Annotated in this window: 28 protein-coding genes; 15 read left to right on the top strand and 13 right to left on the bottom strand. The window is 62.7% G+C overall.

The genetic code is table 11. The annotated features are described in order from the left end of the window. The 5 genes from mtaB to LXM96_RS08505 form a co-directional block, all read right to left on the bottom strand. Positions 1-1275 (bottom strand): tRNA (N(6)-L-threonylcarbamoyladenosine(37)-C(2))-methylthiotransferase MtaB, encoded by a 1275-nt coding sequence (gene mtaB, locus LXM96_RS08525; RefSeq protein WP_239998011.1) that lies wholly within the window; start codon positions 1273-1275, stop codon positions 1-3. Further along, on the bottom strand, positions 1272-2189 hold the full coding sequence (gene dapF / locus LXM96_RS08520; RefSeq protein WP_239998006.1) for a diaminopimelate epimerase: 918 nt from the start codon (positions 2187-2189) through the stop codon (positions 1272-1274). Before dapF ends, mtaB begins: the two co-directional genes overlap by 4 nt. A gap of 550 nt (positions 2190-2739) precedes the next feature. Next, on the bottom strand, positions 2740-3822 hold the full coding sequence (locus LXM96_RS08515) for an MBL fold metallo-hydrolase (RefSeq protein WP_239998001.1): 1083 nt from the start codon (positions 3820-3822) through the stop codon (positions 2740-2742). A 51-nt stretch (positions 3823-3873) separates the two neighbouring features. Continuing rightward, entirely contained in the window at positions 3874-4311 is a 438-nt protein-coding gene (locus LXM96_RS08510; RefSeq protein WP_239998000.1) for a type II toxin-antitoxin system VapC family toxin, read from the bottom strand. Further along, positions 4311-4556, bottom strand: a complete 246-nt coding sequence (locus LXM96_RS08505) for a type II toxin-antitoxin system VapB family antitoxin (RefSeq protein WP_239997999.1) — start codon at positions 4554-4556, stop codon at positions 4311-4313. Before LXM96_RS08505 ends, LXM96_RS08510 begins: the two co-directional genes overlap by 1 nt. A 307-nt stretch (positions 4557-4863) precedes the next feature. Between LXM96_RS08505 and ffh the strand changes: the two genes are divergently transcribed. From ffh to LXM96_RS08475, 6 genes are all read left to right on the top strand, one after another. Further along, positions 4864-6426 carry a signal recognition particle protein gene (gene ffh / locus LXM96_RS08500; RefSeq protein WP_239997993.1) on the top strand — a complete coding sequence of 521 codons (1563 nt, stop codon included), beginning with the start codon at positions 4864-4866 and terminating at the stop codon, positions 6424-6426. A 12-nt stretch (positions 6427-6438) separates the two neighbouring features. Further along, positions 6439-6753: a chorismate mutase gene (locus tag LXM96_RS08495; protein ID WP_239997988.1), complete on the top strand. Its 315-nt coding sequence runs from the start codon at positions 6439-6441 to the stop codon at positions 6751-6753. A 39-nt stretch (positions 6754-6792) separates the two neighbouring features. Further along, on the top strand, positions 6793-7167 hold the full coding sequence (gene rpsP, locus LXM96_RS08490) for a 30S ribosomal protein S16 (RefSeq protein WP_239997987.1): 375 nt from the start codon (positions 6793-6795) through the stop codon (positions 7165-7167). A gap of 120 nt (positions 7168-7287) precedes the next feature. Further along, positions 7288-7854, top strand: a complete 567-nt coding sequence (gene rimM, locus LXM96_RS08485) for a ribosome maturation factor RimM (protein ID WP_239997985.1) — start codon at positions 7288-7290, stop codon at positions 7852-7854. A 6-nt stretch (positions 7855-7860) separates the two neighbouring features. After that, positions 7861-8553, top strand: coding sequence for a tRNA (guanosine(37)-N1)-methyltransferase TrmD (gene trmD / locus LXM96_RS08480; protein ID WP_239997984.1), 693 nt, complete (start codon positions 7861-7863; stop codon positions 8551-8553). Then, entirely contained in the window at positions 8553-8915 is a 363-nt protein-coding gene (locus LXM96_RS08475) for a DUF4260 domain-containing protein (RefSeq protein ID WP_239997983.1), read from the top strand. The genes trmD and LXM96_RS08475 overlap by 1 nt, the downstream gene beginning before the upstream one ends. Here LXM96_RS08475 and LXM96_RS08470 read toward each other — a convergent pair. Beyond that, a complete protein-coding gene (locus LXM96_RS08470; RefSeq protein ID WP_239997981.1) occupies positions 8905-9648 on the bottom strand; it encodes a sulfite exporter TauE/SafE family protein in 744 nt (247 codons plus the stop codon). The genes LXM96_RS08475 and LXM96_RS08470 overlap by 11 nt on opposite strands. A gap of 288 nt (positions 9649-9936) precedes the next feature. Here LXM96_RS08470 and rplS point away from each other — a divergent pair, with 288 nt between their 5' ends. Next, entirely contained in the window at positions 9937-10470 is a 534-nt protein-coding gene (gene rplS / locus LXM96_RS08465; RefSeq protein ID WP_239997979.1) for a 50S ribosomal protein L19, read from the top strand. Positions 10471-10546: 76 nt separating this feature from the next. On the opposite strand, the gene LXM96_RS08460 is transcribed toward rplS, so the two are convergent. After that, positions 10547-11182: an NrsF family protein gene (locus LXM96_RS08460; RefSeq protein ID WP_239997977.1), complete on the bottom strand. Its 636-nt coding sequence runs from the start codon at positions 11180-11182 to the stop codon at positions 10547-10549. Position 11183: 1 nt separating this feature from the next. Next, positions 11184-11735 carry a sigma-70 family RNA polymerase sigma factor gene (locus LXM96_RS08455; RefSeq protein WP_239997975.1) on the bottom strand — a complete coding sequence of 184 codons (552 nt, stop codon included), beginning with the start codon at positions 11733-11735 and terminating at the stop codon, positions 11184-11186. Positions 11736-11968: 233 nt separating this feature from the next. On the opposite strand from LXM96_RS08455, the gene LXM96_RS08450 reads away from it, so the two are divergent. The 6 genes from LXM96_RS08450 (at position 11969) to LXM96_RS08425 (ending at position 16770) form a co-directional block, all read left to right on the top strand. Next, a complete protein-coding gene (locus tag LXM96_RS08450) occupies positions 11969-12253 on the top strand; it encodes a BufA1 family periplasmic bufferin-type metallophore (protein WP_239997973.1) in 285 nt (94 codons plus the stop codon). Positions 12254-12312: 59 nt separating this feature from the next. After that, a complete protein-coding gene (gene bufB / locus LXM96_RS08445; protein ID WP_239997971.1) occupies positions 12313-13161 on the top strand; it encodes an MNIO family bufferin maturase in 849 nt (282 codons plus the stop codon). Positions 13162-13170: 9 nt separating this feature from the next. Beyond that, positions 13171-13944: an HvfC/BufC N-terminal domain-containing protein gene (locus LXM96_RS08440; RefSeq protein ID WP_239997970.1), complete on the top strand. Its 774-nt coding sequence runs from the start codon at positions 13171-13173 to the stop codon at positions 13942-13944. 59 nt (positions 13945-14003) lie between these two features. After that, positions 14004-14411, top strand: coding sequence for a DoxX family protein (locus LXM96_RS08435; protein ID WP_394801924.1), 408 nt, complete (start codon positions 14004-14006; stop codon positions 14409-14411). 250 nt (positions 14412-14661) lie between these two features. Further along, positions 14662-16071, top strand: a complete 1410-nt coding sequence (gene leuC, locus LXM96_RS08430; protein ID WP_239997968.1) for a 3-isopropylmalate dehydratase large subunit — start codon at positions 14662-14664, stop codon at positions 16069-16071. Between the two features lie 150 nt (positions 16072-16221). Continuing rightward, positions 16222-16770, top strand: coding sequence for a SixA phosphatase family protein (locus LXM96_RS08425; protein ID WP_239997963.1), 549 nt, complete (start codon positions 16222-16224; stop codon positions 16768-16770). Between the two features lie 50 nt (positions 16771-16820). Here LXM96_RS08425 and LXM96_RS08420 read toward each other — a convergent pair whose 3' ends face one another. Together LXM96_RS08420 and LXM96_RS08415 are read right to left on the bottom strand one after the other, a co-directional pair. Further along, positions 16821-18809 carry a PhoX family protein gene (locus LXM96_RS08420; protein ID WP_239997961.1) on the bottom strand — a complete coding sequence of 663 codons (1989 nt, stop codon included), beginning with the start codon at positions 18807-18809 and terminating at the stop codon, positions 16821-16823. Positions 18810-18892: 83 nt separating this feature from the next. Next, the gene (locus LXM96_RS08415; RefSeq protein WP_239997959.1) at positions 18893-19441 is read right to left on the bottom strand and encodes a L,D-transpeptidase family protein; all 549 of its coding nucleotides are present in this window, start codon (positions 19439-19441) and stop codon (positions 18893-18895) included. A 139-nt stretch (positions 19442-19580) separates the two neighbouring features. Here LXM96_RS08415 and LXM96_RS08410 point away from each other — a divergent pair, with 139 nt between their 5' ends. After that, complete coding sequence (locus LXM96_RS08410) at positions 19581-20264, top strand: response regulator transcription factor (protein WP_239997958.1); 684 nt, start codon at positions 19581-19583, stop codon at positions 20262-20264. Positions 20265-20269: 5 nt separating this feature from the next. Next, entirely contained in the window at positions 20270-20725 is a 456-nt protein-coding gene (locus LXM96_RS08405; protein WP_239997957.1) for a cyclic nucleotide-binding domain-containing protein, read from the top strand. 14 nt (positions 20726-20739) lie between these two features. Here LXM96_RS08405 and LXM96_RS08400 read toward each other — a convergent pair whose 3' ends face one another. The 3 genes from LXM96_RS08400 to LXM96_RS08390 all read right to left on the bottom strand — a co-directional run bounded on the left by LXM96_RS08400 (position 20740) and on the right by LXM96_RS08390 (position 25011). Next, on the bottom strand, positions 20740-21543 hold the full coding sequence (locus LXM96_RS08400) for an exodeoxyribonuclease III (RefSeq protein WP_239997956.1): 804 nt from the start codon (positions 21541-21543) through the stop codon (positions 20740-20742). Between the two features lie 90 nt (positions 21544-21633). Continuing rightward, the gene (locus LXM96_RS08395; protein WP_239997954.1) at positions 21634-22287 is read right to left on the bottom strand and encodes an outer membrane lipoprotein carrier protein LolA; all 654 of its coding nucleotides are present in this window, start codon (positions 22285-22287) and stop codon (positions 21634-21636) included. A gap of 72 nt (positions 22288-22359) precedes the next feature. Beyond that, complete coding sequence (locus LXM96_RS08390) at positions 22360-25011, bottom strand: FtsK/SpoIIIE family DNA translocase (RefSeq protein ID WP_239997952.1); 2652 nt, start codon at positions 25009-25011, stop codon at positions 22360-22362. Positions 25012-25114: the final 103 nt, after the last annotated feature.

Raw genomic sequence — 25114 nt, 5'->3', positions numbered from 1 at the left:
TTACGCCGCCTGCGCTTCTGCAAGCTGCATTTCGAGATGTCTGCCGTTGTGGCCGGTGATCGTCGCCTGCCTGAACTCGCGCGGTGCAAGCCCGGGGGCTGCTACGAGCGCGAAGTTCTCGGTGTGAGCGAAACCGTTGTTCTCCACCAGGATCATCTGTTGCGTTCCGACCATCCGGTCAAGGTGCCGGCTCAGAAGTGCCTCGCCGCGGACGCGAAGCCGCGACGCCCGCTCCTTCACCAGCTTCCGGTCGAGCTGCGGCATGCGCGAAGCCGGCGTGCCAGGGCGGGGGCTGTAGGGGAAGACGTGCAGGAAGGAAATATCCGCTTCTTCCGCGAGCGTTGCAGCGCCCTCGAACATCTCCTCGGTCTCCGTCGGGAAGCCGGCAATCATATCTGCGCCAAAGGTGATCTCGGGCCGCAACTGCCGTGCCTGCTCCACGAAGGCCAGTGCATCCGCGCGGCTGTGCCGGCGCTTCATCCGCTTCAGGATCAGGTCGTCGCCGTGCTGCAGCGACAGGTGCAGATGCGGCATGAAGCGCGGTTCATCAGCGATCAGGTCCCACAGATGGCTATCCGCTTCAATGCTGTCGATCGAGGACAGGCGCAGCCGGAGAATCTCCGGCACCTGCTTCAGCAAGGTCTTGGCCAGGAGCCCGAGCGTCGGCTCCCCCGGAAGATCGGCGCCGTAACTGGTGGCATCGACGCCGGTCAGCACGATCTCGCGATAGCCGCTCTGCACCAGCTTGCGCGCCTGATCGACGACCGCACCCATGGGCACCGATCGCGAATTGCCGCGGCCATAGGGAATGATGCAGAAGGTACAGCGATGGTCGCAGCCGTTCTGCACCTGGATAAAGGCGCGCACATGTCCGTCGATGTGCTTCACCATCTGGGGCGCGGTGGCCTTGACGCTCATGATGTCGTTGACGCGCAGCTTCTCTTCTGCCGAAACGCCGAAGTCTGGGAGGGCGCGGTAGGACGTGGCGGTCAGCTTCTCCTCGTTTCCGAGCACCGCATCCACTTCGGCCATGTCGGCGAAGGTCTTCTTGTCGGTTTGCGCCGCGCAGCCGGTGACGATGATGCGGGCGTGCGGATTTTCACGCCGCGCACGGCGGATGGCCTGGCGTGCCTGGCGCACCGCCTCGCCAGTTACGGCGCAGGTGTTGACGAGCACGGCGTTGTTCAGCCCCGCCTTCTCCGCCTCGGCCCTCATCACCTCCGACTCGTAGGTGTTCAGCCGGCAGCCGAAGGTGATGACCTCGACGCCGCTCAATGCGCCTGAGCCCCCTGCCCGTGGTTTTCCGGCTCCACATCGCGGTTGAAACTGCCGGTGGCGGGATCGACCTTGCCCGACCATTCCCATTCCGCAGGCCCGGTCATGATGACATGATCGTCGTCGCGCCACTCGATCACCAGCGGCTGACGGATGGGGCTGGAGGCGACGTCGATCTCGACCTTGCGACCGGTACGGCCGGTGCGGGCGGCGGAGACGGCGGCGGCGCAGGCGGCAGAACCGCAGGCCAGCGTCAGGCCGGCGCCGCGCTCCCACGTCCGCGTTCGCAGCGACTGGTCCGACGTCACCTGCGCCAGCGTGATGTTCGCCTTTTCCGGGAACATCGGATGGTTCTCGAGCAGCGGGCCGAAACGTTCCAGGTCGAAGTCCATCGGGTCCTTGTCCACCCAGAAGACGGCATGGGGATTGCCCATCGACATGGCGGAGGGCGAGTGGAGGATCGGCGCGTCGATCGGGCCGATCTGCAGCTCGATGCGGCTCGTGTCGAAGAACTCCTCCGACAGCGGGATGCGGTTCCAGGCAAACACCGGCTTGCCCATGTCGACGGAGATCGAGCCGTCGTCGTGCTCTCTCGCGTTCAGGATGCCGGCAACCGTCTGGAAGGTGAAGGACTTGCGGCCCGTTTCAGCGGCGAGCGCCTGCACGACACAGCGTGTGCCATTGCCGCAGGCCTGCGCCTTCGAGCCATCCGAATTCAGGATGTCGATCCAGGCATCCGTGCCTTCGGCCTTTGGATCATGGATGGCCATGATCTGGTCGAACTGCGTGGCAGGATCGGCATTCAAGGCAATCGCCGCGTAAGGCGTGACCTTGTCCGCCCGGCCGCGCATGTCGATGACGAGGATCTTGTTGCCAAGCCCGTTCATCCTTGCAAATTCGACCTGATCTGCCATCGCCTTCGATCCCGTTCGGCCTTTGCCGCTTGCCGCCGTATATGGCGGAAACCAAGGATAATTACCAGTGCTTGGACATGCCGAGCCGCCGCCACCGGACGCCGGCGCGGTTGCAAATACGTTCCAAGGAGAGCCCACGCACATGCGAAACCTCTCAAAGTAATAAAGTGTGGCTCCGCATGTGCGTGGCCTTCGGCGTTCTCTCGGGACTTCCGGTCCCTACAGGCAGTCATCTCGTCTCGCTGCGTGCGAGCAGCGCTCGCACTTGCACGGCTAAACCGAACCGGAACCTGGCAGCCCGGGGGAGACTTGATAGGCAGCGGCATCTTGCGACAGCACCGCCATGACTTCCGCCTCCCTGCCTCTCACCGCACGTTACGGCATCGAGACAGAGCGCCGGCTCCCGCCTGCCCGCGAACGTCTCGCGAAACACTCCGGCGACGGAAGCGGGAGCATTGTCGCTCCACGTCGGACCAGGTGAATGTCGAGTGGCTTAAGTCTTTGAGACCGTTGAGGCAGGTGTGCAAAAACGAGGCCTCATGTCCTCGGATCAGGCTGTTGCCGCAGGCACATCGAACACCTCGCCGGGTCGCATCGGCCGGAAGCGATCGCGCGGCAGGCTGCGCTTGTCGAGGGCCGCATGCAATGCCTCCACCGGCTCCTCGATGCCCTCGTCCGTCAACTTGAAGGTGCCCCAGTGGTGCCCGGCCACATGCGCTGCATTGCAAAGGAGCATGCCTTCCACCGCCTCGTCGGGGTTCTGGTGCTGCGCCTTCATGAACCACTGCGGCTCATAGGCACCGAAAGGCAGGTTGGCGAGACGGAAACCGCCGTGCTTCTCCCGCGCGGCACGGTAGTTGATGCCGCTGTGAAAGCCCGTATCGCCGATGTGGTAGATCTTGCCGACCGGCGTTTCGATGACGAAGGCAGCCCAGAGCGCCATGCGGCGGTCGCCGAGCCCGCGAGCCGACCAATGGTGGCAGGGCTCGCAATGCAGGGTGATGTCGCGGCCGAGATCAAGCCGCCCGCCCCAATCCATCACATCGATGCGGGCATCGGGGACGCGGTCGCGGATGATATCGTCATTGCCGAGCGGCGTGACGAAATGCGGCTTGTCGCGGCCCTGGAGGACCCAGAGCGTTTCCAGGTCCATGTGGTCGTAGTGGTTGTGGGTGACGATGACGAGATCGATGGGCGGCAGGTCGCCCATGTTGATGCCCGGCTGGTTGACTCGTTTCGGACCTGCGAACCGCAGGGGGCTCGCACGCTCGTCCCACACCGGATCAGTCAGGATATTGAGGCCGGCGACCTGAATCAGGAAGGAGGCGTGACCGACCAGGGTGACTACGAGACGATCACCGGAGACACGCTCTTCCGGCACAGCCTGCGGAAAGGGACTGGGGAAGCTTTCCGGCCAGGGCTTGTTGCCATTGCCGAGCTTCCAGCGGATGAGGTTCAGGAAACCACTCGGCTCCTCTCCGTTCGGGTTGAAGAAGAGCTTGCCGTCGAAATGGTCACTGACGGGCCCGGAATAGTATTTGTTGCCAGCCATGGCACTCCTTGCCGTAACGCCGCCGGCAAGCGCGACGAGGGCTGCGAGGCCGGACCATTTGAGGAAATTTCGACGGTTCATGAAGATTGTGTAGCAGGCTGTGCACCTGAACGGGAGGCCGCGCCCGCACAATTACGCGATCTTGATATCGGTATAGCTGAAATCGTCGCCGACGAAGAGAAGCGGCAGCTTCAAAGCCTTTGTCGCGGCATAGGAGAAGCAGTCGCCGAAGTTGAGGCGAGCAGGATGGCCGACAAAGCGGCCATAGGTTCGCGCGGCTTCAAGAGCGGTATCGTGGAGGCCTGCGGGAAGTGGCGCCTCCACAGCGCCAATGTTCTCGAGAAATGCTCTAACATCAGCTTGCGCGTCCGCGATTACGCTTGGGGGCGTAGGCCGTTGGTCACCATTGAGACTGATGGATGTCTTGCGGGCAATCGCTATGACGGCTTCGAAGACAGTGAGCGACGAGTAGCAGATAGAGGTCTGTGACATCTTGATCTTGCCCAGCAGAGCATCTGCCCCCTCCTCTCGGGTCATGATTGCGACAACTGCAGAAGCATCTAAGAACATCAGTCGTCCCACATCTCGTCCATGTAGGCTTTCTCGTCAAATTCCACCGGATGCGGCCCCATTCTGCTTGCCACGCGATCCTGGATCTTTCGCACCCGCTCTTCCAGCGTCAACTCCTCGCCAGAGCGCTTGAGTTCGTTCTCGAGCGCCACCCGCACGGCTTCCGTCTTTGTCTTTGTGCCAAGCCGGTGCATTAGCTCATCTGCGAGCTCGTTGACCTTGGCATCGCGAATATAGAGAGACATCGCGTCACTGCCTTCCATAAGGGTGAATATTCAATATAGGCATAAGGAATATTCGCGCAAGCTCTGGTCTGATTCCCCATCCCTTGACTTCCGTGCCCTTTTCCTGTTTATCGCCCGCATCTGCTGACAAGTGACAAGACTTGGAGCCGCCGACCGGGGCCGATGATACTGAGCCCGGAGGTCAACACCCGACAGCGCGATGCGCCCTCGGGTGCTTTTTGGCTTTGCTCGTTCTCGGGCGTCTTGCTTTTGCCGGTCGGGATGACGACGTTTCTGGGATCCCCCGGAAGCGAAGAAGGAAGACACGATGTTTGAAAACCTCCAGGACCGTCTTGGCTCCATCCTGAATGGACTGACCGGCCGTGGCGCGCTCTCCGAGGCGGATGTCTCCGCAGCGCTGCGCGAGGTTCGTCGTGCGCTGCTGGAAGCGGACGTGGCGCTTGAGGTCGTCCGATCCTTCACCGACCGCGTGCGCGAGAAGGCCGTCGGCGCCGATGTCGTGAAGTCGATCAAGCCCGGCCAGATGGTCGTCAAGATCGTCCATGACGAACTGGTCGAGATGCTGGGCGCCGAAGGCGTCGGCATCGACCTGCATGCACCTGCCCCCGTCGTCATCATGATGGTCGGCCTCCAGGGCTCGGGCAAGACCACGACCACCGGCAAGATCGCCAAGCGGCTGACGGATCGCGACCGCAAGAAGGTGCTGATGGCGTCGCTCGACACGCGCCGCCCTGCCGCCCAGGAACAGCTTCGCCAGTTGGGCGTGCAGACGGGCATCGACACGCTGCCAATCATTGCCGGCCAGTCGCCAACCGACATTTCTGCGCGCGCCGTGCAGGCAGCCAAGCTCGGCGGCCACGACGTCGTCATCCTCGATACCGCCGGCCGCACCCATATCGACGAGCCGCTGATGGCCGAGATGGCCGAGATCAAGCGGCGCGCCAATCCGCACGAGATCCTGCTGGTCGCCGACGCGCTGACCGGTCAGGATGCCGTCAACCTTGCCCGCAATTTCGACGAACGCGTCGGCATCACCGGCCTGGTCCTGACCCGCATGGACGGCGATGGCCGTGGCGGTGCCGCCCTTTCCATGCGTGCCGTGACCGGCAAGCCCATCAAGCTGATCGGGACCGGCGAGAAAATGACGGAGGTGGAGGAATTCCACCCCCGCCGCATCGCCGACCGCATCCTCGGCATGGGCGACATCGTCTCGCTCGTTGAAAAGGCCGCGGAGAACATCGACGCCGAAAAGGCGCGCGCCATGGCCGAGAAGATGGCCAAGGGCAAGTTCGATCTGAATGATCTGGCCGACCAGTTGCGCCAGATGAAGTCGCTCGGCGGCATGGGCGGGATCATGGGCATGATGCCCGGCATGGCCGGCATGAAGGACAAGCTCGCCGCATCCGGCATGAGCGACAAGGTGTTCGACCGCCAGATCGCCATCATCTCGTCTATGACCAAGGCGGAACGCGCCAATCCGGATATTCTGAAGCACTCCCGCAAGAAGCGCATCGCCGCCGGTTCCGGCACCGACGCTGCCGAGATCAACAAGCTCCTGAAAATGCATCGCCAGATGGCCGACATGATGAAAGCCATGGGCGGCAAGGGCAAAGGCGGCGGCATGATGAAGCAGATGATGGGCGGCCTTGCCGGCAAGATGGGCCTTGGTGGCATGGGCGGCGGCATGGGGGGAATGGGCGGCATGCCCGACCTTTCCAAGCTCGATCCGAAGCAGCTCGAAGCACTGCAGAAGCAGGCGGAAGCCGCAGGCTTCAAGCCGGGCTCCATGCCGGGCATGGGTGGTGGTGGTTTGCCGGGCCTCGGCGGCGGCGGCTTCCCGGGTCTGCCCGGCCTGCCGAAGAAGAAGTAAAGAGGGGGAACCATGGCCGAGGACGTCAAGCAGAAGCTCGCAAGCTATCGGCAGTCGATCGACAACATCGACGCGGCGCTGGTGCACATGCTCGCCGAACGCTTCCGCTGCACCAAGGAAGTCGGCCTCCTGAAGGCCCAGTACGATTTGCCGCCGGCCGACCCGGCGCGCGAAGAATACCAGATCGAACGCCTCCGCCGCCTGGCGAAGGATGCTCATCTGGACCCGGATTTCGCCGAGAAGTTCCTGAACTTCGTCATCAAGGAAGTCATCCGGCATCATGAAGCCATCGCCGCCGAACACGGCGGTATGAAACAACCCGCCTGAGATCAGGCAAACCGACAAAAGACTTGAAGGAGTAACAAGATGTCCCTGAAGATTCGTCTCGCCCGTGGTGGTTCCAAGAAGCGCCCATACTACCACGTGGTCGTTGCCGACGCCCGCGCCCCGCGCGACGGTCGTTTCCTGGAGAAGCTCGGTTCGTGGAACCCGATGCTGCCGAAGGACAATGAAAAGCGCGTCGAGCTGAACATCGAGCGCATCCAGGAATGGATTGCCAAGGGTGCGCAGCCGACCGATCGCGTCCTGCGCTTTCTCGCCGATGCCGGCGTTGCGCAGCGCGAAGCCCGCAACAATCCGGAAAAGGCAAAGCCCGGCAAGAGGGCTCAGGAGCGTGCCGCCGAGCGCGCCCAGCGCGAAGAAGACGCCAAGGCTGCTGCAGCCGAAGCTGCTGCGGAATAATTTTAAACCGCTCTGACAGCGGACGACGGGCGGCACGGCGACGTGCCGCCCGTTTTGTGTTTTCATTTATGCGCGCTGTGGGTAAAAGCGCGCCACGCAATGTTGCGGGACGAGGCACGTATGGGCAAGCTCCAGAATCCGATCCTGATGGCGACCATCGGCGCCGCGCAAGGACTGCGTGGAGAAGTGCGGGTTCGTTCCTATACAGACGACCCCTTGGCCCTCGGTGATTACGGCAAGCTGCATAGCGCAGATGGCCGCATGTTCGAGATCCTGGAGATCCGGGAGGCGAAGACCATCGTCATCGTCCGTTTCCGCGGCATCAACGACCGCAATGCCGCCGAAGCTTTGAATGGGCTGGAGCTCTTCATCGAGCGCGAGAACCTGCCTGACGACGAGCTGGACGACGATGAGTTCTATTATGCCGACCTCGAGGGGCTCGAGGCTATCGACGAGACAGGCAAGAGCTACGGCACCGTGAGCGGCGTCTACGACTTCGGCGCCGGCGACCTTCTGGAGCTGAAGGGCCCTGGACGTCGCCCGACGCTCATTCCCTTCTCGGAGGCGGCCGTGCTGGAAATCGATCTGGAAGGGGGGCGCATCCTGATCGATCCACGGGCGGCGGGCCTGATCGATGATCCAGGCGAGAAGGACGATCGAATTCCGCCCAAAGGCCGCGGCCGGTAGTTCAAGATGACCTTTCGCGCCACCATCCTGACCCTCTACCCGGAGATGTTTCCAGGCCACCTCGGCCATTCGCTTGCCGGAAAGGCACTGGAGCGCGGGCAATGGGCGATCGAGCCTGTGCAGATCCGCGACTTGGCCGAGGATCGCCATCGCACGGTGGATGACACGCCGGCCGGCGGCGGCGCGGGCATGGTGCTTAAGCCCGACATCCTGGCAAAGGCGATCGATCATATCTCGGCTGACGATCATCGGCCTCGGCTGCTGATGAGCCCGCGCGGCAGGCCGCTTACCCAGAAGCGGGTTCGCGAGTTGGCAACCGGGGAGGGCGTCGTGATCGTCTGCGGCCGCTTTGAGGGGGTGGATCAGCGCGTGATCGAGGCACGCCAGCTCGAAGAGGTCTCGATCGGCGACTACATTCTCTCCGGCGGAGAACCGGCGGCATTGACGCTGCTCGATGCCGTCGTGCGCATTCTCCCGGGCGTGATGGGCAATGCACTTTCCGGTACGCATGAGAGCTTCGAGGACGGGCTGCTCGAATATCCGCATTACACGCGACCGCAGGTCTTCGAAGGCCGCGAGATCCCGGCCGTGTTGACGTCTGGAAATCATGCAGAAATCGATCGGTGGCGGCGGGAGCAGGCGCTGAAGCTGACGGCGGAACGCCGCCCTGACCTCCTGGATGGTTCGGCGAAAACCTGATGACGCTGCTACTCCGGCTCGAGAACCTTGCGATCGCGCTCCTGGCCCTGGGCGCCTACTGGCAGTGGGGCGACGGCTGGGGATTGTTCCTGCTGCTCGTCCTGGCACCGGACATCTCGATGCTGGCCTATGTCTTTGGCCTGCGCGCCGGGGCGATCGGCTACAACACCTTCCACAGCTTCATCAGCGTCGGCCTGCTGTCGGCGGCAGGCTATGCCGCAGGCTGGAGCCTCGCCGTTCCCATCGCCCTCATCTGGACCTTCCACATCGCCCTGGACAGGGCGCTCGGCTACGGCCTGAAGTACGAAAGCGGCTTTGCCGACACTCACCTCGGGCGCATCGGCAGGTCGCTCAATAGATGAAGTAGTAGGCGGTCAAAGCGATCCCGACACCGACAACGATGACCCGCATCACCGTCTGCGAAACACGTCGCGCCATCCAGACGCCGGCATAGCCGCCCAGTGCCACGCCCGGGATCATCACCAGGGCCTGCAGCCAGGCGACGACGCCGCCGGAGACGAAGATCACGATGGCGACGGCAGCGATCAGGATCGACAGCAGGTTCTTCAGCGCATTGAGGTGATGGTAGGTGCCGCCGGAGGTGATCCCCAGCACGGCGAGCATCATGATTCCCATGCCGGCGCCGAAGAAGCCGCCATAGATCGAGGTGAAGAACTGCGCGATGACGCTGAGCGGCGAATTGACCGGCCGCTCCGCCGACGCCTTCGGCTTCAGCCATGGCCCGGCGGCGAAGATGATCGTTGCTGCCGCCAGCAGCCATGGGACGATCTGCCGAAAGGACGGGTTGTCGAGGGATAGAAGCAGCAGCGAGCCGCCGACGGCACCAACAATCGAGACGATCGAAAGCGCGATCGCGCTCCTCCAGCTCTTGGCGATTTCGTCGCGGTAGGCGAGCGTCGACGTGATGTAGCCCGGAAACTGGGTGATGGAGGAGGTGGCATTGGCGGTGATCGGCGGTAGACCGGCGACGGTGAGCGCACCGAAAGTCAGAAACGTGCCGCCGCCCGCAATGGCATTGACCGCACCGGCGAGAAAGGCTGAAACGAAAAGCATCAGCATAGTAGCAACGGTCATTGACTTCCTCCGTGACGACGCAGTGCACATAGCGGGATGGCACACGGTCGACAAGGACGGTCGGTTGCACTCCGGTACGCTAGAAAATAGGGCGGGACGGGATGACAAAGCAGTTTCTTTCGTGTATTGGCGCACCCGGACATGGGGAGATCCCCGTCGACCAGCAACAAAGAATGGCGAACCCGCTCTTGGCCCGAAGGGTCAGACTCCAGAGGCATGGCCTAAAGGCGTGACCGAAGGACAGACACGAGCGCTCTGGCTGTTTCAGAAGAATATAGAGGTTTGACCATGAACATCATTCAGCAGTTGGAAGCCGAACAGGCCGCCAAGATCGAAGCCCAGCGCAAGCTCCCCGAGTTCGAAGCCGGCGACACCGTTCGCGTCAACGTTCGCGTCCGTGAAGGCGCCCGGACCCGCGTCCAGGCATACGAAGGCGTCTGCATCGCACGTTCCGGCGGCGGGATCAACGAGAGCTTCACGGTTCGCAAGATCTCCTACGGCGAAGGCGTCGAGCGCGTATTCCCTGTCTACTCCCCGCTCGTCGAGAGCGTCGAAGTGGTTCGCCGTGGTAAGGTTCGTCGTGCAAAGCTTTACTACCTTCGCGACCGTCGCGGTAAGTCGGCTCGTATTGTCGAGAACACCGGCACCCGCGCACGCAAGCTGAACGAAGCAGAGCGCGCCGCGATCGCCGAGGAAAAGGCGCGTCTCGAGGCTGAGAAGGTCGCAGCAGCTCAGGCGCTTGCTGCCGAGAAGGCAGCAGCTGACGCCGCCGAGGCAAAGGCCGCAGAAGAAGCAAAGGCTGCTGAGGGCTCGGCAGAATAAGCCTCCTCACAGGAACACGAAAAGGGCGGCTCTCGAGCCGCCTTTTTTGTTGCCGCTTCTCAAGCGGCTGGTTGACCTACCAGGCGAGCCAGCGACGGCCGGCAAGATAGCCGGCACCGGTAACAATACCGATTGCCACCGTGTACCAGAGGGCCACAAAGAGCGGGCTGTCGTCCGTGCAGTTGGAGGCGTAAAAGGCTGCGGCGATGCCGCCCGCCGCAAGTCCTGCCACTGCGCCGGCGCGGCCGGGGTTTTCCGGGGCACTTTGGCGAAGTGCGAGGATGAAGGCCGCCAGCGGTCCCGTCGACAGAAGCGGGATCAGCGATAGGCATTCGTGTGCGTTGTGCCCGATCATCTGCGCCGCCCAGTCTCCTGCCGGGAGCACCGCAAGTTCCGCCAGCACGGAGACGGTCATCAGGACAGGCACCAGCAGCAGCGCCAGCTCCCACGGAAGAACCCGGACGCCCGGACGGCCGATGCGAACCATCAGGTTTGCTGCCACCAGGAAGAAAACGATCGTCACCAGCAGCTTGAACACAAAGCGCAGGCTGGTGAGGGCCGTCTCGATGTCCGGCCGAAAGCCCATCAGGGCAAAGAACAGCGTACCCGCCAGCAGGATGGCGGCGACGAAGGCCAGCGTCAGTGCATGGCCGAGCCGGAAGCGGACGGTGGAATCCTCGGACAGCATGTTGATGAGTTCGTCTGTCTTCACGTCATTGGCTCCGATAGGTGAGGCTTAGCGCCTTGAGAGCGCGATGCAGCGCGACGCGCACCGCTCCCTCGGTCATGTTCACGCGTCCTGCCGTTTCGCGCACGCTGCTGCCCTCCACGGAGATTGCCTGCACGATGGTCCGCTGCGGCTCCTTCAGCGTCTTGAGGATCCGGTCGACATCGAGGCGCTCCTGCGTCTGGCTCTGATCATCGATCTCAAGCACCGCCATGACATCCTCAAGCGGCACATCCACATGGCGCCCGCGCCGGCGCAGGCTGTCGATCAGTTTGTTGCGGATCATGATGGATATCCATGGTGCAATCGGGCGGGACGGATCCCAGGTGCCGCGCTTCAGGTGGATCGACAGCAAGACTTCCTGCACGACGTCCTCCGCTTCACTCGCAGGCGCACCGAACTGGGCACAACGCCGGCGGGCCATGACCCGCAGATGGGGCGTGACCGACGTCAGAAAGCGGTGATACGCCTGCGCATCACCGCCGATCGCCGCCCGCATCCATGCGGACCATTGCTCTTCGCGCGCCAGATCACTCATTCTGTAGAGCCCTACGCAGAGGATGGGTCGATCGTTACGCCTGCCTTCATCTTTTTTACGCAAGCGCCCCCGGAGAGTTTCTACCACAACAATGCCATGTGCTCGCCGCTGCCCTTCACCGACAAGTCCGGCCGGCTCAGAAAAAAATCGTGCTCCGCGCTGTAACGCCGCTCCGTCGCCCGGCGTAGGTCTCCATGCAAGCCAACGGGGTTTGCTTACCAGGGAGATCGAACATGAAGACCAGCATCATTTCGCTTGCCGTCGCGGCGTCCGTCACCTCGGCTCTTGCCGCCATCGCATCGCCGGCCCTTGCCCAGCAGGATGGCAAGGAAAAATGCTACGGCGTCGCGCTGAAGGGCCAGAACGATTGCGCCGCCGGCCCCGGCACCACCTGCGCCGGAACCTCCACCGTCGATTACCAGCAGAACGCCTGGAAGCTCGTGCCCGCCGGCACCTGCGAAGCGATGATGACGCCGAACGGCCACGGCATGCTGGAAGCCGGACCGGCACCGGCCTGAGGTCGATGTGCAGCTCGGCGTCGCAAGGGTTGCGGCGCCGATTTTCTCAGGAGAGAGACATGCGCCCTTCACAGCTCCCCGCCCAGGCGGGCGTCGGTTTCAAGCCCGAACATTTCGCCAGCATCGATCAAGAGCGGCAGCCAGTTGGGTTCTTTGAGGTTCACGCCGAAAACTACATGGGTGCCGGCGGGCCGCCTCATGCTCAGCTTAGCCGGCTCAGGGAAGACTATGTCCTGTCCGTCCATGGCGTTGGCCTTTCGATCGGTTCCATACAGCCGCTTAACCAGGATCACCTGCAGCGGCTGAAGCAGGTCTGTGATCGCTACCAGCCGGAGAGCTTTTCGGAGCATCTCGCCTGGTCCACCCATGACACGACCTTCCTGAACGACCTGCTGCCCCTCCCCTACACGGAAGAGACGCTTGCGCAGGTGTGCCGGCATATCGATGAGGTGCAGACGGCGCTGGGAAGACAGATGCTGCTGGAGAATCCGGCAACCTATCTGCTCTTTGAGGAAAGCACCTACGAAGAGACTGACTTCCTCGACGAGGTGGTGAAGCGCAGCGGCTGCGGCCTTCTGCTCGACGTCAACAACGTCTTCGTCGCCTCCACGAACCACAACACCGACCCGGCCAGCTACCTCGCACGCTTTCCCGTCCTACACGTGCGCGAGATCCACCTCGGCGGCCATTCGGAGACGGAAGATGACCTTGGCGCAACGCTGCTGATCGACTCGCACGATACGCCGGTGCGCGATCCTGTCTGGGCGCTTTATGCCGACGTGGTTCGGCGCATCGGGCCGGTGGCGACGCTGATCGAATGGGACAACGACGTGCCGGACTGGCCGGTGCTGCGGGCGGAAGCCCAGGCGGCGCAAGCTATTCTCCAGCGCTCGGCACTTGCAGCATAGGAGGCGGCGATGTCGACGATGCAGCAGAGATTTGCGGCGGGCCTGATGAAGCCGGAGAGTGCGCTGCCGGAGGGCCTGACATCGTGGAACTGTCGACAGCCGAAGGTGCGCTACGATGTCTACCGCAACAACGTCATGGTCAGTCTGCGCCGCGCACTTGCCAGCCGCTTTCCGGCTGCAGAAATGATCGTCGGGGAGGACTTCTTCGCGGCGATGGCGGACATCTTCATCTGCGAACACCCGCCGCGCTCGCCGCTGCTCTTTCTCTACGGCGACGATTTTCCCGATTTCGCCGCGGCCTTTCCGCCCGCCCAGTCCGTTCCCTATCTGGCCGATGTGATGCGGCTGGAAATCGGCCGTGGCCGTGCCTATCATGCAGCCGATGTCGCGCCGCTTGATCCCGCACGGCTTGCGGCAGTGGCACCGGATGATCTGGCGGCGGTGCGTTTTACTCTCCACCCCTCCGCGACGGTTCTCCGCTCCGCCTTTCCCGTCGTCACCATCTGGGCGATGAATGCCGGCGAGGCGCCTGTGGCACCGATCAGCGACTGGACGCCGGAGGATGCGCTGGTGATCCGCCCGCATCTGACGGTGGAGGTCCTGCGCTTGCCGCCAGCCGGCGCTGTCTTCCTCGACGCATTGGCGGCTGGCGGGCCCTTGGCAGACGCAGCCGAGGCCGGTGCAGCGGCGCATCCTGATTTTGACCTCACCGCCACTCTCGCCTGTGCCTTGAGCGGCGGCGCCTTCTCAACCATCCAAACCCAACCGGGAGACCAGCCATGAGCACGCCCGCCATTGTTTCCGCAGATCACAGCCTATCGCGCCGCCTGCAGGAGGGTGTCATGTTGCTGGAGCGCATCCCCCACGACCTGATCGCCGTCGTCGCACGCCTCTCCATTGCCGCCGTTTTCTGGCAGTCAGGACAAACGAAGCTGGACGGCTGGCAGGTTTCGGAAAACGCCATCTACCTGTTCGAGCACGAATACGCACTGCCGCTGATCAGCCCCGTGATTGCCGCCCATCTGGCGGCGCTGGCGGAGCATCTGTTTCCCCTCCTGCTGGTGTTTGGCCTCGGCAGCCGGCTTGCCGCACTCGGGCTGCTCGCCATGACGCTGGTGATCCAGATCTTCGTCTACCCCGGCGCCTGGCCAACGCACGGGACATGGGCCGCCTGCCTGCTGATCATCATCGCTCGGGGCCCCGGGCGACTGTCGCTGGACCATCTGCTCGCCGCCCGCGTTCGCGGCTGAGGGCCGCATCCGAACCTATCGATATTGAACGGGCGTCGCGAAACTGATAAATAGCGCGCCATGGGATCGAAATTCGGATGCCTCGCGAACCAGTTCATCGTGCTGCAGGACCACAAGCGTCTGCCGGCACGCTTCTTCGCGCGCGTCTCCGGCGCTCTGAACAGCCGACTTAGCTAAGCCGATCCAATCGCACCGGCCGCGATACAAGCCGGCAATCTTCCTTTCTCGACAGTTCCAATGGATGGCAGCCATGAGCGCACCCCGCACCCTGTACGACAAGATCTGGGACGACCACGTCGTCTCCACCGACGAGACCGGCACCTGTCTTCTCTACATCGACCGTCACCTCGTGCATGAGGTGACGAGCCCGCAGGCCTTCGAGGGCCTGCGCCTGGCCGGCCGCAAGGTTCGCGCACCACAGAAGACGCTGGCCGTGGTCGACCACAACGTGCCGACGACGCCCGACCGTCATATCGGCATCAAGAACGAGGAAAGCCGCATCCAGGTCGAGGCGCTGGCACAGAACGCCCACGACTTCGGCGTCGAATACTATTCCGAAAAGGACAAGCGCCAAGGCATCGTCCATATCGTCGGGCCGGAGCAGGGCTTTACCCTGCCGGGCATGACCATCGTCTGCGGCGATAGCCACACCTCGACCCACGGCGCTTTCGGAGCGCTGGCGCACGGCATCGGCACGTCCGAGGTCGAGCATGTCCTGGCGACCCAGACGCTGGTGCAGAAGAAGGCGAAAAACATGCTGGTGCGCGTCGACGGAAAGCTTCCGGACGGCGTCACCGCCAAGGACATCATCCTTGCGATCATCGGCGAAATCGGCACCGCCGGCGGCACCGGCCATGTCATCGAGTTTGCCGGCGAGGCGATCCGTTCGCTCTCGATGGAAGGTCGCATGACGATCTGCAACATGACGATCGAAGGCGGCGCCCGCGCCGGCCTGATTGCGCCCGACGAGACCACCTTCGCCTATATCAAGGACAAGCCGCGCGCGCCGAAGGGTGCTGCCTGGGACATGGCGCTGGACTACTGGAAGACGCTGCACACGGATGAAGGTGCGCATTTCGACAAGGTGGTCGTACTCGATGCCGCCAACCTGCCGCCGATCGTTTCCTGGGGCTCTTCTCCCGAAGACGTGATCTCGGTGCAGGGCGTGGTGCCGAATCCGGACGACATCAAGGACGAAACGAAGCGGACCTCCAAGTGGCGCGCGCTCGACTACATGGGCCTGAAGCCGGGCACCAAGATCACCGACATCGCCGTCGACCGCGTCTTCATCGGCTCCTGCACCAACGGCCGCATCGAGGATCTGCGGGCTGCCGCCAAGGTGGTCGAGGGCCGCACCGTCGCGCCCACCGTGTCGGCGATGATCGTGCCGGGCTCGGGTCTCGTGAAGGAACAGGCAGAGGCGGAAGGTCTCGACAAGATCTTCAAGGAGGCAGGCTTCGAATGGCGCGAGCCGGGCTGCTCCATGTGCCTGGCGATGAACGACGACCGGCTGAAGCCCGGCGAGCGTTGCGCCTCGACCTCGAACCGAAACTTCGAAGGGCGCCAGGGCTACAAGGGCCGGACGCACCTCGTCTCGCCCGCCATGGCGGCAGCGGCGGCGGTGGCCGGACATTTCGTCGACATCCGTGAATGGCAGTAAGCCTTCTGCTCGATTGATCAGTTTAAAGTGCCGTCGGGGTGTTCTCGGCGGCATTTTGCTTTCTCCTGACAAACGTGCCGGGAAGAGCGACTGGTCCTGACCTCCCGTGCGCCCCATAATGAGGAGAGCAGCGACAACGGGAGGACAGCGATGGCCGAACATCCCACGAAAGAGCCTTTTCCCCGGCAACGCCGGCTGCTTCTCCTGCGCCATGTGAAGTCCGATTGGCCGGAAGGCGTGGAGGACCACGAGAGGCCGCTGGCGGAGCGCGGGCTCAAGGCAGCCCCGGCCATGGGCAACCACATGGCGCGCGAGCATCTCGTGCCGCACCTGGCGCTCGTCTCTGATGCGACGCGGACGCAGGAGACCTGGGAGCTGGTGCGGAAACGGCTGCCGGGGGAGATCGAGACGCGGGTCACACCTGAGCTTTATGATGCAACCGCGGCAAACATGCTCCAGGTGTTGCGCCGGGCTGAAGCGAGCGCCGATACCGTTGTCATCGTCGGGCACAATCCCGGTCTACAGGAAGTGGCGCTGCTCCTGGTCGGTGACGGCAAGGCCAGTGCGCGCGCCGCCATGGCGGAAAAATATCCGACGGGCGCTTTGGCGGTGATCGATTTCCCGGCCTTCGACTGGAAGGACATCGAGCCCGGCTCCGGCTATCTTGCGCAGTTCGTGGCGCCACGCTCTCTCAAATAGAAGAAGCCCCGCCTGGCGGGCAGAGCTTCCATCGTACAGATCAAACGGTGTCAGACGGCGATCTTGCCGCCGCCAATCTTGGTGATGGCGAGCACCGACGGGCGGACCGGCATGTCGTCCTTGAAATCCGGCCAGCGGGTGGACAGATCCTCGTAATAGGACGGGCGGCCATGGCCGTCCCAGTCCTCGCCGCCATCGCCCGGATGCTGGACGGCGACGAAGGCCGTCTCGTCATCCGGCGCAAAGAGCGGGCCGCACATTTCCGCGCCGACTGGAACGCGGAAGAAGAGCTTCGACGTTGCCCGTGCATCGCCTTCCGTGTCGACGGCCCAGAGACCATCGGTGCGACCGGTTGCCTTGTTGCTGTTGCCGTCAGTGGCAACCCATAGGCGGCCGGCGGAATCGACGGCACAGTTGTCCGGCATGCCGAACCAGCCGTTCTTCGTCGTTTCCGTCGAGAAGGTTGCGCCGACTTCCGCCACCGAAGGATCGCCGCACTTCAGCATCACTTCCCACTTGCCCTTGGTTGCGGAGAAGTCACCATCGGCTTCTGAAATCTCGATGATGTGGCCGAAGGCGTTCTCCGCCCGCGGGTTTGCCGCATTGACCTGATCCGGCTTGCGCTTCGTGTTGTTGGTCAGCATCACGTAGACCTTGCCGTTGACACTGTTCGGCTGGATATCTTCCGGGCGGTCCATCTTCGTGGCGCCGAGAACATCGCCTGCGCGGCGGGTCTCGATCAGAACATCGGCCTGGCTGGCGAAGCCGTTTTCTTCCGTCAGCGGCCCCTGTCCATGGACGAGCGGCAGCCATTCCATGGTGCCGTCTTCCTCGAACTTTGCGACATAGAGCGTGCCGGCGTCGAGCAGGTCCATATTGGCGGCACGGTCATCCGGATTGTAGGTGCCGTCGGTCACGAACTTGTAGACATAGTCGAAACGCTCGTCGTCACCGAGGTAGAAGACCACCTTGCCATTGTCGGCGACAATCGATTCCGCGCCTTCGTGCTTGGTACGGCCAAGCGCAGTGCGCTTCTTCGGCGTCGAACTCGGGTCCATCACATCGACTTCGACGACCCAGCCGAAGCGGTTCGGCTCATTTGGCTCTTTCGACAGGTCGAAGCGGTCGTAGAAACGGCCCCATTCATAGCTGCCTTCCGGCACGCCGTAGCGCTCGTAGTTCGCCGCCTCCGGATGGTCCGCCGGCAGGTCGCCCATGAAGTAGCCGTGGAAGTTCTCCTCGGCCATGATGTAGGTGCCCCAGGGCGTGACGCCGCCGGCGCAGTTGTTGACCGTGCCGATAACCTTGGTGCCGGTTTCGTCGGCGGAGGTCTTCAGACGGTCGTGGCCGGCCGCGGGGCCGGTCAGCTGCATTTCGGTGTTGACCGTAATGCGGCGGTTGTTGGCGCCATCGCGAACCACCTGCCACTTGCCATCGACGCGACGGATCTCGACGATGGTGCCGCCGTGGGCTGCCATCTCGACATCCACCTGCTCCTTGCTAAGCGGGCCCTGCTCCACCTTGCCGTCGACCACTTTCACCAGGCCTGGGAACATCAGGTGCGGGTTTGTATATTCGTGGTTGACGACGAGGAAGCCGTGATCGGCGGCGCCATCGATCGGAATGAAGCCGACATAGTCGTTATTGTAGCCGAACTGTTTGGCCTGGGCCTCCGCCGTCTGGTTGGCGGGGTCGAAGTCGGGGGAGTCGGGAAACAGAGCATCGCCCCAGCGCAGCAGGACATCGGCATCATAGCCTTCCGCCACATGGTGGTGGGCATCGACCCCGGCTTCCACTTCCGGGAAGGAGAAGGCCGAGCCGGTGGCTGCCCTCGCCTTCTCGGCCGTCATCAGGGCGACGGGGCTGACGGTCGCTGCGATGGCGGAAACGGCGAGCGAACCCTGCAGGAAGTTGCGGCGGGAAAAGCGCCGGCTGATGATCTCGCCCATGGTCGGATTGGCGCTGGCATTGTGACCTTCGCCATCGGCCTCTTCGAGCTGGGTGGTGGGGAACATCTTGGGACAGAGTTCTTCGGTCATGGCAGCCTCCTGCTGGCGGGGTGGGATCTTTATCCGCGCAACACTAGGGTTCCTCCATTACGGTTATGAGACACCGCAGGCCGTTACAGCACCCGGACGATCGTTCCGCGACGCAAGTGGGGAAGCAATCGCCGCATGTGCTTGAGGCTGATGGCAACGCAACCGGCTGTCGGCTGATAACCTGGCTTGATGAGATGAAAGAAGATGGCCGAGCCGCGGTGACGCCGGCGCGAGGTGATGTTCCAGTCGAGCACGAGGCAGATGTCGTAGACGCCGTCCTGGCGCATCATCTCCTCATGGCTGGGCCGAAAGGGTGTGCGTACCAGCCGATTGTAGCTCGCGTGCTCCGGCTGATCGCACCAGAGCATGTCCTTGCGGATCCGCCGCATCGGCAGGGCTGTGTGCAGGCCGAGCGCCCGGTCGCCGCGGTAGAACCCGCAGAGTAGGCGCATGGTGGCAATCGGCGTTGCGCCATCGCCTTCGCGTTTGAAGACCGTCCGGCCGGAACGGCCAAGCGCGGCAGGAACGGTGATGCCACCAAAGGACAGAAGCCCTCTTCGGGGATCGCCGGGCGAGGGTCGAACGGTTACCGCACCGGCTCGATTGGCCCAGTGCCTGCACAAAACAGCCATTTTTCCTCACGAGTTTTTGCTTTGAAGATGATTTGGTTTGAATTCATAGCACGAAGAGACTTAGATCAAGTGCCTGAACCAATTGCCCTCTCCTGACGTAACAGAGATCGGGCGAGACCAACAAAAGGCAGGAGAAAGCATGGCTGCTCGCACGATTCTACTGGTGGATGATGACGAGGATCTGCGCGAAACGCTGATGGAGCAGTTGTCGCTCTACGAGGAGTTTTCGCTGTTGCAGGAGGCGAACGCCACGCAAGCGATGCAGACCGCGAAGAGCAGCCAGGTTGACCTCCTGATCATGGATGTCGGCTTGCCGGACATGGATGGCCGGGAAGCGGTAAAGCTGATGCGCAAGAACGGCTTCAAGGCCCCGATCATCATGTTGACCGGGCATGACACCGATTCTGACACCATTCTTGGGCTCGAAGCCGGCGCCAATGATTATGTGACCAAGCCTTTCCGCTTCGCCGTGCTTCTGGCTCGTATCCGGGCCCAGTTGCGCCAGTACGAGCAGAGCGAGGATGCGACGTTCACAGTTGGACCTTACATTTTCAAGCCGAGCCAGAAGCTGCTGACGACCGAAGATGGCAAGAAGATCCGTTTAACCGAGAAGGAGGCAGCCATTATCCGCTACCTCTACCGGGCTGACCAGAAGGTCGTGACCCGCGACGTGCTTCTCGAAGAGGTGTGGGGCTATAACTCCGGCGTCACAACCCACACGCTGGAGACCCACGTCTACAGGCTGCGCCAGAAAATCGAGCGCGATCCCTCCAACGCCGCTATCCTCGTGACCGAGAATGGCGGCTACAAGATCGTGCCGTAGCGCCGATGTCGCTCAACGACGACATTCGCATTTTATCAGAAATGCCGCTGTTTCGGGAGTTGGACAGCGACCAGCTGCGGCTGCTGGCATTCGGCGCCGAGCGCCGTTCGCTGGCGGCAGGTCAGGAACTGTTTCGCGAAGGATCGCCGGCCGAATCCGCCTTCGTGGTCACGCGGGGGAAATTCGAGCTTCTGGCACTGAATAGGGACGGTTCCGCGCGGCTGGAAGTGGTGGCATCGCCGGGGACACTTCTTTCCGAACTGGCACTGGTCACAATGGTGGAGCGGAAATTCACGGCCGTGGCGGCCGAAGATTCGGAAGCGCTGCGCATAAGCAGGAGCCTTTTTCAACGGCTGCTTGAGGAGTATCCTCAGGTGGGGCGGATCGTGGAGGCCCGTATCCGCGACAACATCATCGCCATGGCGAGCGCCGCTACGGCGATGCAAAGCCGATTCAACTAAGCGAACGCTGACGGTTAAAACTTGAAGACGGCCGTGACCGGCACGTGATCGGAAGGCTGGTTCCAGCCTCGGGCTTCCTTCAGCACGTCGACGCGGTCAAGAAACGGTCCCAGGTCGTGTGAAGACCAGATGTGGTCGAGCCGTCGCCCCCGATCTGCTGCTTCCCAGTCCTTGGCGCGGTAGCTCCACCACGTATAGAGCTTTTGGTCCTGGGGCACGTGCTGGCGCATGAGGTCGAGCCAGTTTCCCTTCTCCATGATCTCCAGCATTCCTTGCGTTTCGACGGGGGTATGGCTGACGACCTTGAGCATCTTCTTGTGCGACCAAACGTCATGCTCCAGCGGGGCGATGTTAAGGTCGCCGACCAAGATGGAAGAGACCCCTGGCATGAGGTCCGCCTTCAGGCACTTCATCTCCTCCACGAAATCGAGCTTGTGGCCGAACTTCGGATTGACGGCTCGGTCCGGCTCATCTCCACCGGCTGGAACGTAGAAATTGTGCAGGCGGATGCGGCGGGAGCCGCGCTCGAAGACCGCGGAAATATGACGTGCGTCTCCGACGCCGCAATAGTTCTGCCGATGGTCCTCCGTCAGCGGCACGCGCGATACGATGGCAACGCCATGGTAGCCCTTCTGACCGTGAATGATGATGTGCTGGTATCCGAGATCCTTCAGCGGCTGCAGCGGGAATTCGTGCTGCTGGCACTTGATCTCTTGCAGGCACAGGATGTCCGGTTGGTGGCGGACGACGAACTGCTGCACGATGGGCATGCGAAGCCGCACCGAATTGATGTTCCAAGTGGTGATCGAGAATGTCATGCATGAACCTCAGGCGGGATGCCCGAGGTTTAGGAGATTTAGCCCGAAGGGTGAAGCAAAAAGGGAGCCGGAGTTCCAGACAGCGGGCAACTAGATCTTGCGGACCTCGTCATAAGGAATGCGGAAGATCTTGTCGTCGAAGCTGACGCCGTTCTTGACGTTGTAGATCATCACTGTCGTGTCCTTGTTCTGCGCGTCAGTGATCGTCCACTGGCGGAGCTCATGGGTGCTCGAATCGAACATCATCGTGATCGTCGAGTCGCCGAAGACGGTGCGGTTCCCAAGTACGATTGTGGTCAGATCCGGCTCTTCGCGCACACTCCTGACCATCTGGTCGGAAAGATCGATCCGCTGGGCGAGGAGCAGGCTGAGCGGAGTCTTCGATAGCGGATAAACGTCCCAGGTCTTCAGCTTCATATTGCCGATAACGACGTTGGAGCCGTCGGCGATGACGCGAATCGGCGAAGGGTCCTCAAAATTGAAGCGCAGCTTGCCAGGGCGCTCGATAAAGAACTTGCCGCCCGTCTGCTCGCCGCGCGGACCGAACTGCACGAACTCCCCCATCATCGTCCGTACCGAGGAGAAGTGGTCGGCGATCTTCTGCGCGGCAGCCGATCCGGCCGAACCTTGCGCCGTCGCCGGAAGCGGGAGTGCTGCGGCAGCCGCGAACCCAACAAGGCCGAGAGAAAAGCCTCGGCGGCCGAGTGATCCGGTCCAAGGGGAGTTGGCAGTCTTCTTCGTCATCTTCTCTAGTCTCCTTCCACCGCTTTCTGGGCGCCAAAGGCGGCGGCTTGATGGCCAACGCGGAATGCGGGGTCAGCGTTCCAGGATGTCGGCTTCCGTGGGCACCAGGATCTCGCGCTTTCCTGCGTGGTTGGCGGGACCGATCAGCCCTTCCTTTTCCATTCGCTCGATCAGCGAGGCGGCGCGGTTGTAGCCAATGCCGAGCCGCCTCTGGATATAGGAGGTCGATGCCTTACCGTCACGCAGAACAATCGCGACCGCATGGTCATAAGGATCTTCCGACTCCGAGAGGTTTGCGGTACCGGCGGGTCCGCCACCGTCGTTCTCCTCGTCATCGTCTGCCGTGATAGCCTCAAGATATTGTGGGGCGCCCTGGCTCTTCAGGTAGGCGACGATTTCTTCGACTTCATTGTCCGAGACGAACGGCCCATGCACGCGCTGGATGCGACCGCCGCCGGCCATGTAGAGCATGTCGCCCATGCCGAGCAGCTGTTCGGCGCCCTGCTCGCCAAGGATCGTTCGGCTGTCGATCTTGGAAGTGACCTGGAAGGAAATGCGGGTCGGGAAGTTCGCCTTGATCGTGCCGGTAATGACGTCGACCGACGGGCGCTGGGTTGCCATGATGACGTGGATTCCCGCCGCACGGGCCATCTGCGCCAGGCGCTGGACAGCGCCTTCGATGTCCTTGCCGGCAACCATCATCAGGTCGGCCATCTCGTCGATGATGACGACGATATAGGGGATCGGCTGGAGATCGAATTCCTCCGTCTCGTACATCGCCTCGCCCGTCTGACGGTCGAAACCGGTCTGCACCGTGCGGGTCAGCACCTCGCCCTTGGCCAGCGCCTGTTCGACCCGGCTGTTGAAGCCGTCGATGTTGCGCACGCCGATCTTCGACATCTTCTTGTAGCGCTCTTCCATTTCGCGAACGGTCCACTTGAGCGCGACAACGGCCTTCTTCGGATCGGTGACGACGGGCGAAAGCAAGTGCGGGATGCCGTCATAGACGGAGAGTTCCAGCATCTTCGGGTCGATCATGATTAGGCGGCACTTCTCCGGCGTGTAGCGATAGAGAAGCGAAAGGATCATGGTGTTGATCGCGACGGATTTACCCGAACCCGTTGTACCTGCCACCAGCAGGTGGGGCATCTTGGCAAGGTCGGCAACGACGGGCTCGCCGCCGATGGTCTTGCCAAGCGCCATGGCGAGCTTCGCCTTGCTGGCCTCGAAATCCTTCGAGCCGATCATCTCGCGCAGATAGACTGTTTCGCGGGTGCGGTTCGGCAGCTCAATGCCGATGGCGTTGCGGCCCGGAACGACAGCGACGCGGGCCGCGATGGCGCTCATCGAGCGGGCGATATCGTCTGCGAGGCCGATGACGCGCGACGACTTGATGCCAGGGGCCGGCTCCAGTTCGTAGAGGGTAACCACGGGACCCGGCCGGACATGGATGATCTCGCCCTTGACCCCAAAATCTTCCAGAACGCCTTCCAGCATGCGGGCATTCTGTTCCAGCGCATCGGCCGACAGGGTCGCGTCGCGTGCAACGGCTTTCGGCTCGGCCAGCAGGTGGACGGACGGCAATTGGAAGCCATCTGCGTCGATGAAGGAGGCCTGCGCTTCACGAGCCACCCTGGCACTGGGTTTCGGTGGTGGAGGCGGCGCGACCACCCGTGGCCGTGCCGGTGCTCCAGCCGCTGCCGGGGCGCGCGAAACGGCGAAGGGAACATCGTCGTCATCCGGAAGGATGCCTGCGGGGCGAGCGAAGGTGTCCTCTTCGTCATCATCGTCGTCAATGGCCATCGGGGGTGCGGCGATCGAGCGCCGAGCGAGGCCTTCGGCAGGACCGTCAAGGGATGGCTCCACCCGGTACCCGGGAGCTGCGGCTTTTGGCCGGACCGGCTCGTTGAGCGTGCCAAACTCGTCCTCGTTGAAATCGTAGGGTTGGTCGAAGGAATTGCGGGATGCCCGCTTGATGCCGAAGAGCCGACGTGTGCGGGCTTGGGCAATGTACCAAAGATGCGCCAAGGCGCCGAGTGCCAGGAAGCCAGCAAAGCCGCTGTCTTCGTCGTCGTCTTCCTCGTCTTCAGGGTGCCGCGCGTGGGCGGATGCCTTTATTGGCAGCATGTCTTCGTCATGGTCGTCGAAGGCCTCGCCGACAAGGCCGGACGCGAACAGGAGCAGCCAAACGGCCGGAACGGCGGCGACGAAACCGAGAACGGTTGCCAAGGTGCCGGTGGGGTAAGCGCCTACGAAAAGGGCGGGGAAGCGCAGGATCATGTCGCCGATCACGCCGCCGATGCCGTTGGGGATAGGCCAGGTGACGGGAGCGGGAAAACACCCAAGCGACGCAGAAGCGAGAAGTGTGCCGCCGCCCCAGGCGGCAAGGCGAGCGGGAACGCGATTGAAGTCTCGGCCGGAGATCAACGCCAGCGCCAGTGCCAGTGCGGGTAGTAGGGCAACAAGGCTTGCCAGTCCGAGGAACTGCATCATCAGGTCGGCGAATGCCGCGCCGCCATAGCCGAGCAAGTTGGTGGGCTCGTTGTCAGTGGCGTAGGAGAAACTCGGATCCGCAACGTTCCAGGTGGCGAGAGCCACGACGGCGAGCGCCAGGCCAATGAAGATGGCGAAGCCCGCCAGAGCCATCGCCTGCCGCAGCACAAAGGCGGTCAGCATCGCCTTCGCCGATCCGTGGCCCATCGTTGCCGAAGTGCTTCTGCCCATCTCTTCTGCCCGTTCCAACTACATTCCGATGTGGCGGCTTTTTGAAGACGATATCCGCCATGGTGGCCGGAAGGTAGCGCGGGCTTAGTTAACGTGGCTTTAA

Source organism: Rhizobium halophilum, assembly GCF_021648825.1.
In the GTDB taxonomy this organism is placed as follows: domain Bacteria; phylum Pseudomonadota; class Alphaproteobacteria; order Rhizobiales; family Rhizobiaceae; genus Neorhizobium; species Neorhizobium halophilum.
Note: the sequence above shows the minus strand (reverse complement) of the source record. Positions and strands in the feature narration are given on the sequence as shown.

Excerpts from the sequence above, each read along its gene's own strand:
- LXM96_RS08495 (WP_239997988.1), top strand. The coding sequence starts at position 6,439 with ATGGCCGAGGACGTCAAGCAGAAGCTCGCAAGCTATCGGCAGTCGATC.
- LXM96_RS08440 (WP_239997970.1), top strand. The coding sequence starts at position 13,171 with ATGTCGACGATGCAGCAGAGATTTGCGGCGGGCCTGATGAAGCCGGAG.
- rpsP (WP_239997987.1), top strand. The coding sequence starts at position 6,793 with ATGTCCCTGAAGATTCGTCTCGCCCGTGGTGGTTCCAAGAAGCGCCCA.
- LXM96_RS08505 (WP_239997999.1), bottom strand. The coding sequence starts at position 4,556 with ATGTCTCTCTATATTCGCGATGCCAAGGTCAACGAGCTCGCAGATGAG.
- LXM96_RS08470 (WP_239997981.1), bottom strand. The coding sequence starts at position 9,648 with ATGACCGTTGCTACTATGCTGATGCTTTTCGTTTCAGCCTTTCTCGCC.
- LXM96_RS08400 (WP_239997956.1), bottom strand. The coding sequence starts at position 21,543 with ATGACATTCTCGATCACCACTTGGAACATCAATTCGGTGCGGCTTCGC.
- LXM96_RS08515 (WP_239998001.1), bottom strand. The coding sequence starts at position 3,822 with ATGAACCGTCGAAATTTCCTCAAATGGTCCGGCCTCGCAGCCCTCGTC.
- dapF (WP_239998006.1), bottom strand. The coding sequence starts at position 2,189 with ATGGCAGATCAGGTCGAATTTGCAAGGATGAACGGGCTTGGCAACAAG.
- LXM96_RS08475 (WP_239997983.1), top strand. The coding sequence starts at position 8,553 with ATGACGCTGCTACTCCGGCTCGAGAACCTTGCGATCGCGCTCCTGGCC.
- LXM96_RS08405 (WP_239997957.1), top strand. The coding sequence starts at position 20,270 with ATGTCGCTCAACGACGACATTCGCATTTTATCAGAAATGCCGCTGTTT.
- LXM96_RS08415 (WP_239997959.1), bottom strand. The coding sequence starts at position 19,441 with ATGGCTGTTTTGTGCAGGCACTGGGCCAATCGAGCCGGTGCGGTAACC.
- bufB (WP_239997971.1), top strand. The coding sequence starts at position 12,313 with ATGCGCCCTTCACAGCTCCCCGCCCAGGCGGGCGTCGGTTTCAAGCCC.
- LXM96_RS08425 (WP_239997963.1), top strand. The coding sequence starts at position 16,222 with ATGGCCGAACATCCCACGAAAGAGCCTTTTCCCCGGCAACGCCGGCTG.
- LXM96_RS08455 (WP_239997975.1), bottom strand. The coding sequence starts at position 11,735 with ATGAGTGATCTGGCGCGCGAAGAGCAATGGTCCGCATGGATGCGGGCG.
- ffh (WP_239997993.1), top strand. The coding sequence starts at position 4,864 with ATGTTTGAAAACCTCCAGGACCGTCTTGGCTCCATCCTGAATGGACTG.
- LXM96_RS08410 (WP_239997958.1), top strand. The coding sequence starts at position 19,581 with ATGGCTGCTCGCACGATTCTACTGGTGGATGATGACGAGGATCTGCGC.
- rplS (WP_239997979.1), top strand. The coding sequence starts at position 9,937 with ATGAACATCATTCAGCAGTTGGAAGCCGAACAGGCCGCCAAGATCGAA.
- LXM96_RS08435 (WP_394801924.1), top strand. The coding sequence starts at position 14,004 with ATGTTGCTGGAGCGCATCCCCCACGACCTGATCGCCGTCGTCGCACGC.
- LXM96_RS08420 (WP_239997961.1), bottom strand. The coding sequence starts at position 18,809 with ATGACCGAAGAACTCTGTCCCAAGATGTTCCCCACCACCCAGCTCGAA.
- leuC (WP_239997968.1), top strand. The coding sequence starts at position 14,662 with ATGAGCGCACCCCGCACCCTGTACGACAAGATCTGGGACGACCACGTC.
- LXM96_RS08450 (WP_239997973.1), top strand. The coding sequence starts at position 11,969 with ATGAAGACCAGCATCATTTCGCTTGCCGTCGCGGCGTCCGTCACCTCG.
- LXM96_RS08390 (WP_239997952.1), bottom strand. The coding sequence starts at position 25,011 with ATGGGCAGAAGCACTTCGGCAACGATGGGCCACGGATCGGCGAAGGCG.
- trmD (WP_239997984.1), top strand. The coding sequence starts at position 7,861 with ATGACCTTTCGCGCCACCATCCTGACCCTCTACCCGGAGATGTTTCCA.
- LXM96_RS08510 (WP_239998000.1), bottom strand. The coding sequence starts at position 4,311 with ATGTTCTTAGATGCTTCTGCAGTTGTCGCAATCATGACCCGAGAGGAG.
- rimM (WP_239997985.1), top strand. The coding sequence starts at position 7,288 with ATGGGCAAGCTCCAGAATCCGATCCTGATGGCGACCATCGGCGCCGCG.
- LXM96_RS08395 (WP_239997954.1), bottom strand. The coding sequence starts at position 22,287 with ATGACGAAGAAGACTGCCAACTCCCCTTGGACCGGATCACTCGGCCGC.